This is a genomic window from Moryella indoligenes, assembly GCF_030812885.1.
Classification (GTDB): domain Bacteria; phylum Bacillota; class Clostridia; order Lachnospirales; family Lachnospiraceae; genus Moryella; species Moryella indoligenes.
This window is the reverse complement of sequence record NZ_JAUSTO010000002.1, coordinates 99,998-114,187: the sequence shown is the minus strand read 5'-3', so window position 1 is coordinate 114,187 and position 14,190 is coordinate 99,998. Positions and strand designations below refer to the sequence as shown.

The following is a 14,190-nucleotide window of genomic DNA, read 5'->3' as shown; positions in this document are numbered from 1 at the left end:
CCTAAAACCAATTTGCTTTTTCATCTCTAAATAATGGTGTTTCACTCTCTTTGTAAGGATTGTAGTTGTTACAATTACAACCAAACTCTTTCAATGCTTTTATCTTATTATCGGCTGTCCAAACAATCAAAGAGATACCGTCAAATTCTTCAACTTTCCCCTCATTCATTTTATTTTTGAAGTGCCATTCTACAATAGTTTGATTATCCTTATGAAAAAATTGCTTTATATCCCACGCAAGAACTTTTCCTCTTGTATTCCACTCATTAAACCAGTGCTTTACTGTTTGCCGATTTTCATACTTAGGACACCAACTCTCAATATAAATCACATCATCTGAAAAAATATCATCTATTCCTAAGTTTTTTTGTGTAAGCCACATATCAAACCATAAACGAATGATTTTCTCTCTTTCATCCATGAATTTAAACACCTCCAAAATCAAATACTTATTTAATATTATACCATTTTTTCACTCAATTTTATAGGTCTAACTCGTTCCTCTTTACCTGTGTTAGTCCTCTGTTTTCTTGTAGTAATTTCTCTATACAGCTTCTAACACTTTCAGCTTGTTTAACTTCCTCTCGTATTTCTAATATTTGATTGTATAGGCTCTTTTTCTCTTTCTTCAAAGTGCTAGCCTCTGATTTCCACTTGGATATATTTAAGGTCTTACTTTCACCTAAATGCTCTTTCAGATATTTCTTGGCACTCTCAAATAGAATAATCTCTGCAGTATGCTCATTATAAAAATCTTCCTGTTTGCTTTTCTTTAATTTGGTATAGGCTTTGTAGATATCTTTATGTTTCAAATATTTCTCGGCTTGGTCGATAAGCTGTGTTTTATCATCAATTCTTTTTTCAGTGTCTTTGATAGCTTTTGTGGTCTTGTAATTCTTATCTCTTAAAGTAACTATGCTTTCTTTCAGTTCAGATATGGAAGTGATGTTTTTATCTTTAAGAAGCTGATAACTCTCAATATATTTCTCTAAGTCTGCATTATTGCTATCTGCGTTTTGATTGATAAGATTTTCAAAAATGGATAGTAGATTTTCTTTTGGTGGGATGGTGGATTTTATGTTTTCTGTTTCTGCTGTTTCTTCTTTTCCAATTCCTCTTATCCAATTTAACAAGGCTTTTATTCTTCTTGAAATTTCTCTTAAAATCGCATTTTGATGTTTGATTTCTCGGTTAATATTTCCTCTGTCTGTAGCTATGCCTTTCTTCTCCATTTGTGTTGCTGATACTCCTAAATGAGTGGTCGGTATTTGCTCTATTCCTTGTCTTTGATAGGAACGATGGTCTACTTTTTCCTGTATGCTGTTTTCTTCAAGATATTTATTTGTAATGTCTGCCCATGCTTTTCGCCACTCTTCCGCTTTTTCTTGCTCATTCCAATCGGTTGTATTGATTTTTCTTGTTTTGTAATTGCCGTTTTTGAGTTTTATCTTTTCTCCGTTTTTATCAAGGATATATTCTTTTTTTGATTTTGCTCCCCATGTTTTATCTTCGTTTAACGGTCGCATGGTAAGTAAGATATGTGCGTGTGGGTTTCCGTCATTTTTATCGTGCAAAGCAACATCGGCACACATACCGACTTTCACAAAATTTTCTTTTACATATTTCCTTACAAGCTCTATCTGTTTTTCTCTACTCAGTTCTTTGGGTAAGGCAATTTCGATTTCTCTTGCAAGCTGTGAGTTTTTACTTTTTTCTATTTTCTCAACACTGTTCCACAAGACAGAACGACTTACAAATTCCTGTGGTGCATTTCGTGGCAATAAAATTTCGGTATGGGCTATTCCGCCTTTCCTTGTAAAGTCGTGGACTATGCCATCATATTCATTTTTTATCTTTTCGCCACTGCGATAGGAAGCTGCCGCAACTGCACTTTTCCCTTTGCCTCTTGAAATAATCTTTATACTGAGATGATATATCGCCATAGCTAAAAACCCCCTTTCGTTTTTCTGATACTTTTATGTGGCGATGGATAAGACTTCCTAAAAAAATCGGATAGTTTTTTATCCGATTTCTTTTTGGAAGTACACACGGGGTAGGAAATTTATTTCCGTAGGGGAGTGTAGCTCCCCTGTATCAGCGTTAGCTGATATGCCCTCTGCTAAGAGCCTTCGGAGAACGCACACACCCTTTAGGGTGTATAAGTGCGCCCTTGTAAACAAGGGACTATTCTTCGATGTCCGTTTCTTCATCTTCTTTTCCTGTATTTTCTACTTCCATCTGTTCTCTTTGCTCTATGATTTTTAAGATTTTTTGATTGACTGCTTCTTTGATATTTGGGAATGTGATTAACTGATAAAATTCATCTTTGGTGAAATCCTTGCTTTCTGTAAAGATACTTTCAAAGACTGCTCCTTTTTCATATATTCTTTTATCTCTCTTTTTTCTTTCTTCTTGTTTCTGTTGACTGATGAGCTTTTTTCTTTTGTTTTGTAACTGCTTAATTTCTTCTTCTGCCATTAAGATTTTTTCATCTATGTTTTTCATTTTCTGTGTTCCTTTCTTTTTAATTTTGAGCAATAAAAAAACAGTAAACCATTTTTTTGATTTACTGTTTCTGAGTTAGTCTTTTTCTAAACTTTGAGTGTTTATTTCATTTATAATTGTATGATTTTATTGGCTATATCCTCTACAAATCGCTTATCGTGTTCTACAAATATGAGTGTAGGCTTTGCTTCTTTTATAATTTCCTCAATCTGTATTCTTGATATTACATCTATATAATTCAGTGGTTCGTCCCAAACAAATATATGAGCTGGCTTTGATAAACTTACAGCAATTAAAACTTTCTTTTTTTGTCCATCGCTATAGTTCTTCATATCCATTTCAAATAATTCTCTTACAAAATCTAATTTCCTAAGAATTGTTTTGCACAATGTTTCATCAACACCTTGCTTATGAATATACTCATTTAGGCTACCTGTTAAATTAGATGTATCTTGAGGAATATACGATATTTTTAAATTACTTGCCGATTTTATTTCACCAATATACTCATGATGTAACTCTAATAAAATTTTAATCAAGGTTGATTTTCCACTACCATTTTGACCATATATAGCCACTATATCGCCTTGTTTTATCTCGAAACTTACATTGCTTAATATCTGTCTCTCTCCATAGCATGATGATAAATTGCTAACCGATATTAGAGGATTTTTATGATGATGTAATGGATGCAATAATAAACTTTCCTTTGTTTCAATATCTTTTAGTAAACTCTGTTTTTCTTCTATTGCCTTGTTTTGTCTATTCTCCAAATTCTTAGATTTTTTCATCATCTTGGCTGATTGATGACCTATATGTCCTTTGTCTGGTTTTACACCTGATACTTTCACACCATTTTTAGTATTTTCAATTTTATCAGACCAAATTTGACTTTGTCTTGCAGCCTCTTTTAATCGTTTAATATCTTTTCTTAATCTCTCATTTTGACTAATTTCAAATTGGTCTTTCATCACTTTGTTTTCATACCATGATGTAAAATTTCCCGATTGGACATCAATAGAATTCCTGTTAATAGAAATAACATGATTGATACAACCATCTAAAAAATCTCTATCATGAGATATAAGCAAAAATCCTTTTTTACTTTTCAGATATTCACTTACAATTTTTCTTCCGTCCATATCTAAATGGTTTGTTGGTTCATCAATAAGTAAAAAGCCATCTTCTCTTGTAAACAAAATAGCTAAAAGGATTTTTGTTTGTTCTCCTTTAGAAAGCGTTTCAAACTCTCTGTAAACAAGGTTCTCATCTACATTTAGCAAATTAAGTTCTCTAAATAATTTCCATTCTTCCTCATCTGATATTAGTTCTTTATATAACTCAATTCCTAATTTTGAAGTATCAATTATATCTGGTGGAAATTTAATAAATTCAACATCCTTGCTTATTTTACCTTGATAAGTTTCTTGATTTAAAAGTAACTTAAATAGAGTTGATTTACCAATTCCATTTCTTCCTATCAATCCTATTTTCCAGTTTGTATCAAAGGAAAACGATACATTTTCAAATATAGGTTTTACATATCCATAATATGAGAAAGTGAGGTTTTCAATTTTAATTGCCGACATAAAAACACCCCCCTCACAATCCTATTTTGTTTAATATTATACCATTTTTAAGCCATTTTTTCTATATCAGCTTTCTGTGGTACTTGACAGTTGCCTATAAAGTTAAAGTAAACATCAACTTGTTGTTTTCTGTCTTTTCCTTTTCTTCCCCCTGTTGCTTCATGGACTACTACTTTTTCTATATATTCATTTATCATCGGTACTGTAAGTTCCTCAATGTCTGTATACTTCTCTATCATCTTTAGGAATTTATCGGTATCAACTTTTCTCTGATGGTAGCTTTCTATTTCTTGCTCAAAATACTGTATTTGTTTTTCTAAGTCTTGTTGCTCCGTATCATATATATTAAATAATCTATCAAAGTGTTTTACAGGAATTTTCCCAAGTGCGTGGTCTTCATACAGCTTTGTAATAAGTGTTGTCAATTCTCCATTTCTTGAGGACAGTTTTTCTAATTTCTCTTTATCCTCTTGATACTTTTCTTCTCTTTTTTCGTCGGATAACTTGTTCATCACTTTTAGAAATTCTTGCTTTTCTTCTTTTGCAAAATCTGTTATTTCCTTTATTGATTTTAAGAGAATTTCATTCACTGTTTTTACTTTAATGTAGTGCATACTGCAACTGCCTTTTCTGTGTCTGTAATGTTGACATACAAAAGAGTAATCACTATCATATTTCTTTTCTTTATGTTCTGCCGGCTCTCTGTAACTTAATTTTCCTCCACAATCTGCACAGATTAAAAGTCCTGTAAGTGGATTTGATGTTGTACCGTACTTCGGACTTCTTCTTACTGTCTTTCTTAGCCTTTGAGCATTATTCCATGTTTCTTCGTCAATGATAGCTTCATGGGTGTTTTTGAAGATAATGAGTTCCTCTTCTTTTGCCTTTCTGCGTTTCTTAGTTTTGTAATCAAGGCATATTGTTTTACCAAGTACAGTGTGTCCCATATATTCTCTTTTTTCTAAGATATAGCCTACTGTGGTCGGTGTCCAAAAATACGGGTCTTCTATTCCTCTTTTCTTGGAGCTATGGTTATTTTCAGGGTAATGTATTTCTGCATAGGCTGATGGGATAAGGACTTTATCTTTGGTTAGTATATCTGCTATCTGTGTTACTCCATATCCCTCTATTACAAGATGGTAAATGCGTTTTACGACCTTTGCACTCTCTTTATCGACAAGTAGCTCCTGTTTGTTCTTAGGGTTTCTAAAATAGCCGTATGGCACACTTGGGGATACTCTTTTACCCTCTTCCATTCTTGCTCTGAAGATAGATTGTATTTTTCTTGATGTATCTCTTGCGTACCATTCGTTCATAATGTTTAGAAATGGGGTAAAGTCGCTTTCTGCTTGTTTCTCACTGTCTATTCCGTTATTGATAGCAATAAACCTTACTCCCTTTTCTTTGAACAGTATTTCGGTGTAAAAGCCTACTTTGAGGTAATCTCTGCCAAACCTACTCATATCTTTTACTATCACAGTAGATACTTTGTTTTCTTCTACTGCTTTTATCATCTTTTGAAATCCCTCTCTATCAAAGGTTGTTCCGCTTACTCCATCGTCTGTATAGTGATAAATATTTACAAAGCCGTTTCTTTTGGCATAGCTTTCAAGTAGCTGCTTTTGATTGGTGATGGAATTGCTCTCTCCTTGCATTTCATCATCACGACTTAAACGCTCATAAAGGGCTGTTTGTCCTGTTCTTTTCATATTTGACATGAGAATTACCTCCTTTCCAAGTTTTTATTATTTTCTCTGTCCTTATAAGGTTAATCCTTTCGGATCGGTGCAGACATAGGACGAATGGGCTTGCAGCAGTGACGGCTTACAGAAGAACCGCGTCTTGCCGCTGCCGGAGCCGCCGATCACCAGAATGTTTTTGTTTCTGGCATACTTCGGCTGTTTTGGACGGCTCGCCATTGTGATCCGCTCCGTCTGTGTCATGGGGATGTTCTGGAAAAAGTCCTTGTCCATGTAGGGAGCGATATCTGCCGCCGTACCCCAGCGGGCAGAACCATACTCGATTCCGTGACGGTACTTCTTAGCGTTCTTGCCTTTCAGGTAGACCGCCATGCGAAGGACCACCGCACCGGTTATGCCGATCAGCAGGTCCGTTGGCTGGAAACTGAGCCACGGGGAGGAAAGTGCTGCCGTGAAACCGTCCCCGATGGAAAGCAGCTTGCCGGAGAGGTCAGAACCGGGCGCAAGCCGGAAAGCCTGTGCCAGCTTATCGAAGGGATACACGAACAGAAGATACGGAAGGTTCAGCAAAAACAGTTTTTTCATGTTCATCTCTGCACGCTCCGATCTTTGACCTTTACTTTCTCCCGGTCAATGGTGCGGTGTTCCGCTTTCTCTGCCGCCCGTTCCTTCGCCTGGGTCAGCCGTTCCCGGATGGAGGGCTTTTCCTCACGGCTCATTTTGCGGCTGGCAAACTCCTGAAATGCCGCTGTGATGGCATCCGCGTCCCGGCTTTTGAAAAAGACCAGGTAACGGGGCTGCTCTGCGGCGGTGTCTTTCTTCAAGGCAAAATCCACATGGTATTTCTTCGCCACACGGGAGAAAGCCTTGATATTCTTGTCACTGATCTCGATATTGGCAAGACCGGCGTTTTGGCTGGTAAGCTGTTTAAGGCTCTGCCTGCCGCGGTAGATTTTTGGCTTCTGGCTTTTCTGAATTTCCTCCAGGAACTTTTTGACGGCCTTTTCAAAGACCTGCTCACTTAGCTTGGCTCCGTCAACAATGAGCGTCACGGCGCCCTGCGTTACTTCCTCCTGCATTTAGCCTCGCCCCCTTTGCCCGTCCCCGTACATATCGTGCTGCACCAGGGAAGAATAGTAGCTGTTGATGGTGGTCGGGGCGTTATACAGCGCCGCCAGAAGGTATTTCTTGATATTGCGGACATAGGTGGTGTTGTCCTTCATGCAGTCCATAACATACTGAACATGGGAACTGTCCAGCTTCATAAACCGGGACTTTACCACCTCCGCCGGATAATCATCTCCGGCAATGCGGATGACTTTGCGGGCAGAACATACGGTGTCCACGATCAGGTCAACGATCTCGTCAAGCTGCTCACGGTCGATATGGCTGTCCTGCACCAGATAGCTGTACTCGATGTTGTCCAAGATCACTTCACGATAACATTCTCTGGCTTCCATCCGATCCGTTCCCATCCTTGCCCCTGCGGGGGTAGGGGGATTTGATTGGATAGGATTTGATAGTTCCGTACTTGATAAATCAGTCTTTGTTTGATTAGTATTTAATTGTGCGGGGTTTTCCGTACACGGTTCCGCCGTATCCGGGATACCCATATCCGGGTTTTCCGTATATGGCTTTGCCGTACCCGGTAAAGGCGTACCTGGGCTTGACGGCGGCTCGCACTGAGGCATTTCGTAAATGACATACTCGGTATCCGTGATCTTGCCTTTTTCATCCCGAAGCTGGGTGCGCCGGATATACCCGTGGGCTTCCAGCTCCTTCAACGCCGCACCGATGCTGTCCACACCTTCCCGGCAGATCGCCGCAAGACCTCTGGTGGTGTAATTCCACTCGTCAGGGAGCGACAACATCATGGACAGCAGCCCCTTGGATTTCAGGGTCAGCGTCCGATCTTTCAAGTGATGGTTCGACATGACCGTATAATCACGGGTCTTTTCAATACGAAAAACAGCCATCTTCGCACCTCCTTCCTGTGAAAATAAAAAGTGTTGATTTTGAGCGGTTTACCCGTCTGTATGCCTCCGTTTTCTCCCGCATGGGAAAACATCCACGCCCTGTTCAGAACGCAAGCCACGGAGGAGGAAACAGAAGATTTTCCGCTGATTTTGATACATTTTGGGGGCGGCTCCCTCTCACGGCCTTTATGGTCATAGTGGAGATCGCCGGAAAGCACCTTCGCATGGTTACGGATTTTGATGTGTCCCTTTTCCTGATTTTCCAAAGCCTTGCTGTATCCGGCGTCAGTCAGGAACAGGCGCATTTTCTCACCCTTCCAGCCAACAGGCGAGTCATGGGTAAGAACATCAAAGACGATCATGTGTCTGGTCGCCGGGTCGAAACGCTCCAAAGCCATAATGTCATGGCCGGATAATTTCTGCGCCCCGGATCGTTGTCTGGCTTCTGCCAGCATTTCCCCGATGGTGTGGGCTTTCTCCGGCAGATGGTATTCGGCCTGCACCTTGCGGATCAAATCCATACACTCCTGATCCGACAGTGGGCGGAGCTTGTCCAGAAGGCCTTCCGCCGTTTCTTTCGTTGCCGGGTTCGGCGCATAGCACCATGTCATGTAAATCTCATTCAGGGCAGCGTTCTGATTGGTACTTTCAATCTGAAACACCATCCTCATTTCTGCTTCTGTCAGTTTCATTGCCAGCCTCCTTCAAAAATGAGTATAAAAAAACGCCATAGGTTTTTTGAGCCTACGGCGTTTCTTGCGATATTCACAATTCCAAACTTTCCAGCCACTCGTCAAAAGATTTCTTGGAGACGCGGATCGCATTGCCTATGCGGACGATCCTGAACTCCTCCTGCTTGACGAGCCGATATGCGGTTGTGCGGCCAATGTTGAGCATGGCCGCAATCTGTTCCACGGTGTATGTGCGCGGTTCCGGCAGTGACTTTTTCTCTTTCTTGTCCATAGTAACCTCCATGTATTTGCCTTGTCATTTTGACTAAGGGAGTGGAGAATGGCAGTAGTAATCGGCTTTGGCTGGGTGTCCTCTTGCTAAGAATTTGCTAATAGGACCACCCAACGGACACATAAAACTGCGTCAGAATAGGTGTTTTGCACCATAAAGTTCGTTTACTACAAGTCATTCTGCGTAAGGGATTATATTGGAAGTTACATCCGAACCGTGTATCACATGGTAAGCCATACTCCTAAGCGTGGGGTCGGAGGTTCAAATCCTCTTATGGACGCCAGCTAACAACGCCGAAAGCCTTTGTTTTCAAGGGTTTTCGGCTTTTCTTATATGAAAAGGTACGAAAAAGCTCTTTCACTGCATGAGATAAAATTCTACTCCAAAATTTGATTTTTGATAACCCCTCCAAAATCGAACGGTTGTTATAAGACAAAATTGCCAGCTAATTTTTAGCAGAAAACGGGCTGTTCTTGCTAATGAAAATGTCCTTCCAGCTAATCAGCCCCAAAATCGTGCCAAAAATCCAGCTAATCAAAAAAGGCGGCTGTTTTGAGTATCATGCAGTTATAGCAGATAAAATTGAATATCGTTATGTACATAGAGCGTCTATTTGCCCCGCATCGGGGATGGATAGGCGCTCTTTTTTTATGCCCACAACCATGGGCAAATACAAGAGATTGAAGGTGTTTTAATTGAGCAAGCCTGTTTATGCCGCAGACAAGCCGAGCGATTGCCATTACTGCTACTACTGGACGAATGGTAGAAAGGGTTGCCGTCTGGGTAGAAATAATTGCTACTACTTAATCTCTTTGCCACCGAAACCCAAATCGGAATGTGATGGCTGTCCTTATGGGCGAGATCACCCGTGCATTGGTTGGTGTACGAAGAAGGTTATGCGTGAAGTGGGGCTTCGTTGATATGGATGCGTATGAACAGGAAAGCCGCTTCTGCTATTTTGCCCGATGTCCTTACGAAAAGACGGATACGACTTTCCGCAGCATTCCGCTGACAACAGAAAGTTTTCCGCAGAAAGAAGGTGGTGAAGCCGTGTGAGTTTTGATTATTTTTACGGTCAGCAATCCGATCTGTTCACATTCTATCGAGTTCCGAAAGTGTTGTTCACGAACGAGAGGTTCTGGAATATTTCTGCCGATGCCAAGATGCTGTATGGGATTTTGCTTGACCGCATGAGCCTGTCCGCCAAGAATGGTTGGATAGATAAAAATGGTCGAGTGTATATCATTTTTACAATCGACGAAGCGAAGATGGCTCTGAACTGTGCTGAACAAAAGGCTATCAAGCTGCTCAGTGAACTTGAGAAGAAAGCAGGATTGATTGAACGCAAGCGCCAGGGTCTGGGAAAACCCAACCTGATCTATGTGAAGAACTTTATCTCTGCTGTGGATTCACAACTCTTGAATTGTGAAAATCACAATTCTGGAACAATGGAAATCACAACTCAAGAACTCCCAAAATCACAATGTAATAATACTGATAAAAATAATACTGAATTTAGTGATACTGATTCTATCTTTCCTTCCGGAAATGGTGGAATGATGGACGAGAATGACCGCTATCAAGAATACTTTGATTATTTCTCGGATCAGCTCAGTATAGATTTGTTGAAGAAGGATTACCCTTACGATTCTGAAATGCTTGATAACATTCTGGAGTTGATCGTTGAAACGGTTTGCACAAAGCGACCGATGATTCGCATTGGTGCAGAGGAGCGTCCGGCAGAAATTGTTCGTAGTCGGTTTATGAAACTGAATGTCGAACACATTCGATATGTTATGGACTGCTTCAAAGAGAACACTACAAAGATAAGAAATATCCGTCAGTATATGCTGACTACGGTATACAATGCGCCGACGACAATAGACACCTACTACGATGCCCTTGTTCGGCACGATATGTCACACGGATATTTGGAAGGAGGATTTAAGAAATTGAAAATGAAGAGAGAGGAAGGAGAGTGACGAAAAATGTCGAAAAAAGCAACCATCATTGCGGTGGTCAATCAGAAAGGAGGAACCGGAAAGACCACCACCACCGAGAATCTGGGCGTTGGCTTGGCTCTTGAAGGAAAAAAGGTACTTCTGGTAGACACCGATCCCCAGGCTTCCCTAACGGTCAGTCTTGGTAATCCATACCCGGATGACCTGTCTCCGACACTTTCCGATTTGATGGGAAAGATTATGATGGAGAAACCCATCGCTCCCGGTGAAGGGATTCTTCATCATCCGGAGGGCGTTGATTTGATGCCAGCAAACATTGAACTGTCTGGTCTGGAGGTCTCTTTGGTAAATGCCATGAGCCGAGAAACCATTCTTCGTCAGTACCTGGATACGGTCAAACAGAACTATGATTACATTCTTCTGGACTGTATGCCGCCGTCTTTGGGTATGCTGACCGTCAATGCGTTGGCAGCTGCCGACAATGTGCTGATACCGGTTCAGGCGGCGTATCTTCCTGCAAAGGGTTTGGAACAGCTGCTTGAAACCGTCAACAAAGTGAAACGGCAGATCAACCCAAAACTGAGGATTGAAGGGATTCTTCTGACGATGGTAGACAACCGAACCAACTATTCCAAAGACATCAGCAATCTGATTCGGGAGAGCTACGGTGGAAAGCTGAAAGTCTACAAGACAGATATTCCCCGTTCTGTCCGTGCAGAGGAAATCAGTGCCGAAGGACACAGTATCTTTCAGCATGATCCGAAAGGAAAAGTGGCGGATGCCTACCGAGTTTTGACGAAGGAGGTGTTAAACAATGCAGAGAAAAGGCGCAAACATCAGCTTGAAGGGGTACGATGATATTTTCTCGACCGAGCAATCCAGAGTCGAATCTCAGCAGGAGCGAGTGCAGGAAATCCCGCTTTCTGAGTTACACCCCTTTGAGGGACATCCGTTCCGAGTGGTAGACGATGAGGAAATGATGAAAACGGCGGAGAGTGTCCGGGATTTTGGTGTTCTCACTCCTGCGATTGTCCGTCCTGACCCCGACGGTGGTTATGAAATCGTTTCTGGTCACAGGCGGCACCGGGCATCGGAGCTTGCGGGTAAGGAAACCATGCCTGCGATTGTTCGTGACCTGGACGATGATGCAGCCATTATTCTGATGGTCGATGCAAATTTGCAGAGAGAAACCATTCTTCTGAGCGAAAGAGCATTTGCCTATAAGATGAAGTTGGATGCGATGAAACATCAGGGCGAACGGACAGATTTAACTTCTGCCCAACTTGGGCAGAAGTCGTGGGCGATGAATCAGGTTGCTGAGCAAAGTGGCGATAGCCGTGTGCAGGTTCAAAGGTATATCCGTCTGAGCGAACTTATCCCTGAACTGTTGGATATGGTGGATACGGGTCAGATCAAATTCAATCCTGCGGTGGAGCTTTCCTATCTGGCAAGTGAAGAACAGCAGGATTTTCTTTCCGCAATGGATTATGCACAAGCAGCTCCTTCCCTTTCGCAAGCACAGCGAATTAAAAAACTCGCACAGGAGGGCGAGTGTACGCTGGATGCAATGTGCGAGATTATGAATGAAATCAAGAAGGGAGAGCTGGACAGAGTAACCTTCAAAACGGATTCGTTGCGAAAATACTTCCCGAAGTCCTATACCAACAAGCAGATGGAGGATAAAATCATTCAGCTTTTGGAGCAATGGCAGAAAAAAAGAGAAAAATCTATGGAAGCGGAAAGCAATTCATTACTGCCGTTACCAAAAACGGAAACTACTTCTATATCATCATTGACCGTGATGATAAGGGCGAGGAAACCGTGCATTTTCTGAATCAGGTGGATGAAGCCGATCTGCTCAAGCTGATGGACGAGGAGGAAGTTGCAGAGTTCACCAAGCCGGTTGAGGAAACAAAGCCGGAAGTAGTTGAAACAGTTCCTGAAATTACAGAACCGGCACCGGAGGAAAAGCCGAAATCCACGAATATGTTCCCGGCGATTCTTACTCTGATTGTGCTTGCCTGTGGCGGTGGATTCTTCGTATTTAAGAAAGTCAAGGAAAAGAAGAAGGAACAGGAAGCGGCAAAGCCTGATCCAGATGCTGATTATGTGGACGATGACGAGGACTATGGGTACGATCCGGAGTTTGAGGACGATGATGCAGATAGCTCCGTTGACGAAGATGATAATGAACCTGTGTAAACAGGATAGGCTTGATGCCTGGGGCAACCTTCGGGTTGCCTTTACATAGTATCTGCTTTCAAAAATTAAAATATTTTGTGTTTTTGAAAGCAACCTCTTGAATATTCTGTGTGGTAGGTGTGCATACTATTATTTCAGCCATAGTGACTGGAAAATTTATCTGCCTCATCCTATTGAAATCTCTGTCATTTTAGAGTAAAATGATGCAGATAATTCTGAAATGAGGTAGATAACATGAGAGCTTTTGATTATATAAAAGAGCCAGAAAAGTTGCTTACTCCTGAAATTGTGCAGATGATTGGAAAAATTCATGAGCACAAAGGTAAGCAAGAGCTATTTTTGGAAGCTAATATTGATGAATTGAAAACCCTTCTTGAAGTCGCTTTGACTCAAAGTACAGGTGCTTCTAACCGTATTGAGGGTATTTATACAACAGATAAGAGATTGGAAGAATTGGTCAGCCAAAAGGCAGAACCAAGAAACCGATCTGAGCAGGAAATCTCAGGTTACCGAGAGGTGCTTTCTACAATCCACGAAAGCTATGAGTATATTGTGCCCAGACCTAATATTATCTTGCAGCTTCATCGTGATTTGTATTCCTACGCCGGTTACGGTGGAGAATATAAAAATGCTGATAATGTAATTGCAGAAACAGATGCAGAAGGTCACCAGAAAGCAAGGTTTATTCCGGTTCCTGCCTTTCAGACTGCGGAAGCTATGGATGAATTGTGCAGACAGTTTTTAGAAGCATGGAATACTGATAAAATTGATAGATTACTTTTGATACCTATGTTTATTCTGGATTTCCTCTGTATCCACCCTTTCAATGACGGAAATGGACGCATGAGCCGTTTACTGTCGCTTCTTTTGTATTATAAGGCAGGATATATTGTAGGAAAATATGTCAGCATGGAAATGTTGATTGAAAAAACAAAGGAAACTTACTATGAAGCATTGCAGGCAAGTTCGACAGGATGGCATGAAAATGAGAACAGCTATGAGCCTTTCCTCAAATATTACCTTGGTATTACGCTGAAGGCATATAATGAATTTGAAAGCCGTGTAGGACATTTAAAGAATCGCACTCTTTCTAAGCCCGAAAGAATTAAAGCGATGATTGATCAGAAAGTTGGTAAAATCACAAAGAAAGAAATTATGGATGCTCACCCTGATATAAGCAAAACCACGGTGGAACGCACTCTGGCAGATTTAGTTAAGAGTGAGTACATTGCGAAGGTCGGTTCAGGTCCGGCTACAGGATATGTAAAAATCTAAGTCATAAATTATTTATCTA

The 14,190-nt window shown here is 41.0% G+C and carries 14 protein-coding genes and 2 pseudogenes; 6 read left to right on the top strand and 10 right to left on the bottom strand.

Annotated elements, in window-relative coordinates:
- Position 1: 1 nt before the first annotated feature.
- The 10 genes and pseudogenes from J2S20_RS01910 to J2S20_RS01865 form a co-directional block, all read right to left on the bottom strand.
- Positions 2–421 (bottom strand): nuclear transport factor 2 family protein, encoded by a 420-nt coding sequence (locus J2S20_RS01910; RefSeq protein WP_307252451.1) that lies wholly within the window; start codon positions 419–421, stop codon positions 2–4.
- A gap of 61 nt (positions 422–482) precedes the next feature.
- Positions 483–1,943: a MobQ family relaxase gene (gene mobQ / locus J2S20_RS01905; RefSeq protein ID WP_019118574.1), complete on the bottom strand. Its 1,461-nt coding sequence runs from the start codon at positions 1,941–1,943 to the stop codon at positions 483–485.
- Positions 1,944–2,184: 241 nt separating this feature from the next.
- Entirely contained in the window at positions 2,185–2,505 is a 321-nt protein-coding gene (locus J2S20_RS01900; protein WP_019118575.1) for a DUF3847 domain-containing protein, read from the bottom strand.
- Between the two features lie 110 nt (positions 2,506–2,615).
- Positions 2,616–4,094 carry an Lsa family ABC-F type ribosomal protection protein gene (locus tag J2S20_RS01895; protein WP_019118576.1) on the bottom strand — a complete coding sequence of 493 codons (1,479 nt, stop codon included), beginning with the start codon at positions 4,092–4,094 and terminating at the stop codon, positions 2,616–2,618.
- Between the two features lie 47 nt (positions 4,095–4,141).
- Complete coding sequence (locus tag J2S20_RS01890) at positions 4,142–5,812, bottom strand: recombinase family protein (protein ID WP_094225736.1); 1,671 nt, start codon at positions 5,810–5,812, stop codon at positions 4,142–4,144.
- 45 nt (positions 5,813–5,857) lie between these two features.
- A pseudogene (locus J2S20_RS01885) lies at positions 5,858–6,385 on the bottom strand (type IV secretory system conjugative DNA transfer family protein); the annotation flags it as partial.
- Entirely contained in the window at positions 6,382–6,873 is a 492-nt protein-coding gene (locus tag J2S20_RS01880; protein ID WP_307252443.1) for a PcfB family protein, read from the bottom strand. The pseudogene J2S20_RS01885 and the gene J2S20_RS01880, both read right to left, overlap by 4 nt.
- Entirely contained in the window at positions 6,874–7,770 is an 897-nt protein-coding gene (locus tag J2S20_RS01875) for a DUF6017 domain-containing protein (RefSeq protein ID WP_307252441.1), read from the bottom strand.
- Entirely contained in the window at positions 7,710–8,462 is a 753-nt protein-coding gene (locus J2S20_RS12295; protein ID WP_465223528.1) for a DUF5720 family protein, read from the bottom strand. The genes J2S20_RS01875 and J2S20_RS12295 overlap by 61 nt, the downstream gene beginning before the upstream one ends.
- Before the next feature lie 73 nt (positions 8,463–8,535).
- A complete protein-coding gene (locus tag J2S20_RS01865; RefSeq protein WP_307252439.1) occupies positions 8,536–8,733 on the bottom strand; it encodes a helix-turn-helix domain-containing protein in 198 nt (65 codons plus the stop codon).
- Between the two features lie 852 nt (positions 8,734–9,585).
- Here J2S20_RS01865 and J2S20_RS01860 point away from each other — a divergent pair.
- From J2S20_RS01860 to J2S20_RS01835, 6 genes and pseudogenes are all read left to right on the top strand, one after another.
- Complete coding sequence (locus J2S20_RS01860; RefSeq protein ID WP_307252437.1) at positions 9,586–9,789, top strand: hypothetical protein; 204 nt, start codon at positions 9,586–9,588, stop codon at positions 9,787–9,789.
- On the top strand, positions 9,786–10,715 hold the full coding sequence (locus tag J2S20_RS01855) for a DUF6017 domain-containing protein (RefSeq protein WP_307252435.1): 930 nt from the start codon (positions 9,786–9,788) through the stop codon (positions 10,713–10,715). The genes J2S20_RS01860 and J2S20_RS01855 overlap by 4 nt, the downstream gene beginning before the upstream one ends.
- A gap of 6 nt (positions 10,716–10,721) precedes the next feature.
- The gene (locus J2S20_RS01850; RefSeq protein ID WP_307252433.1) at positions 10,722–11,552 is read left to right on the top strand and encodes a ParA family protein; all 831 of its coding nucleotides are present in this window, start codon (positions 10,722–10,724) and stop codon (positions 11,550–11,552) included.
- Positions 11,509–12,429: pseudogene (locus J2S20_RS01845) on the top strand (ParB/RepB/Spo0J family partition protein); the annotation flags it as partial. The gene J2S20_RS01850 and the pseudogene J2S20_RS01845, both read left to right, overlap by 44 nt.
- On the top strand, positions 12,399–12,896 hold the full coding sequence (locus J2S20_RS01840) for a DUF4366 domain-containing protein (protein ID WP_307252431.1): 498 nt from the start codon (positions 12,399–12,401) through the stop codon (positions 12,894–12,896). The pseudogene J2S20_RS01845 and the gene J2S20_RS01840, both read left to right, overlap by 31 nt.
- Positions 12,897–13,130: 234 nt before the next feature.
- The gene (locus tag J2S20_RS01835) at positions 13,131–14,171 is read left to right on the top strand and encodes a Fic family protein (RefSeq protein ID WP_307252429.1); all 1,041 of its coding nucleotides are present in this window, start codon (positions 13,131–13,133) and stop codon (positions 14,169–14,171) included.
- Positions 14,172–14,190: the final 19 nt, after the last annotated feature.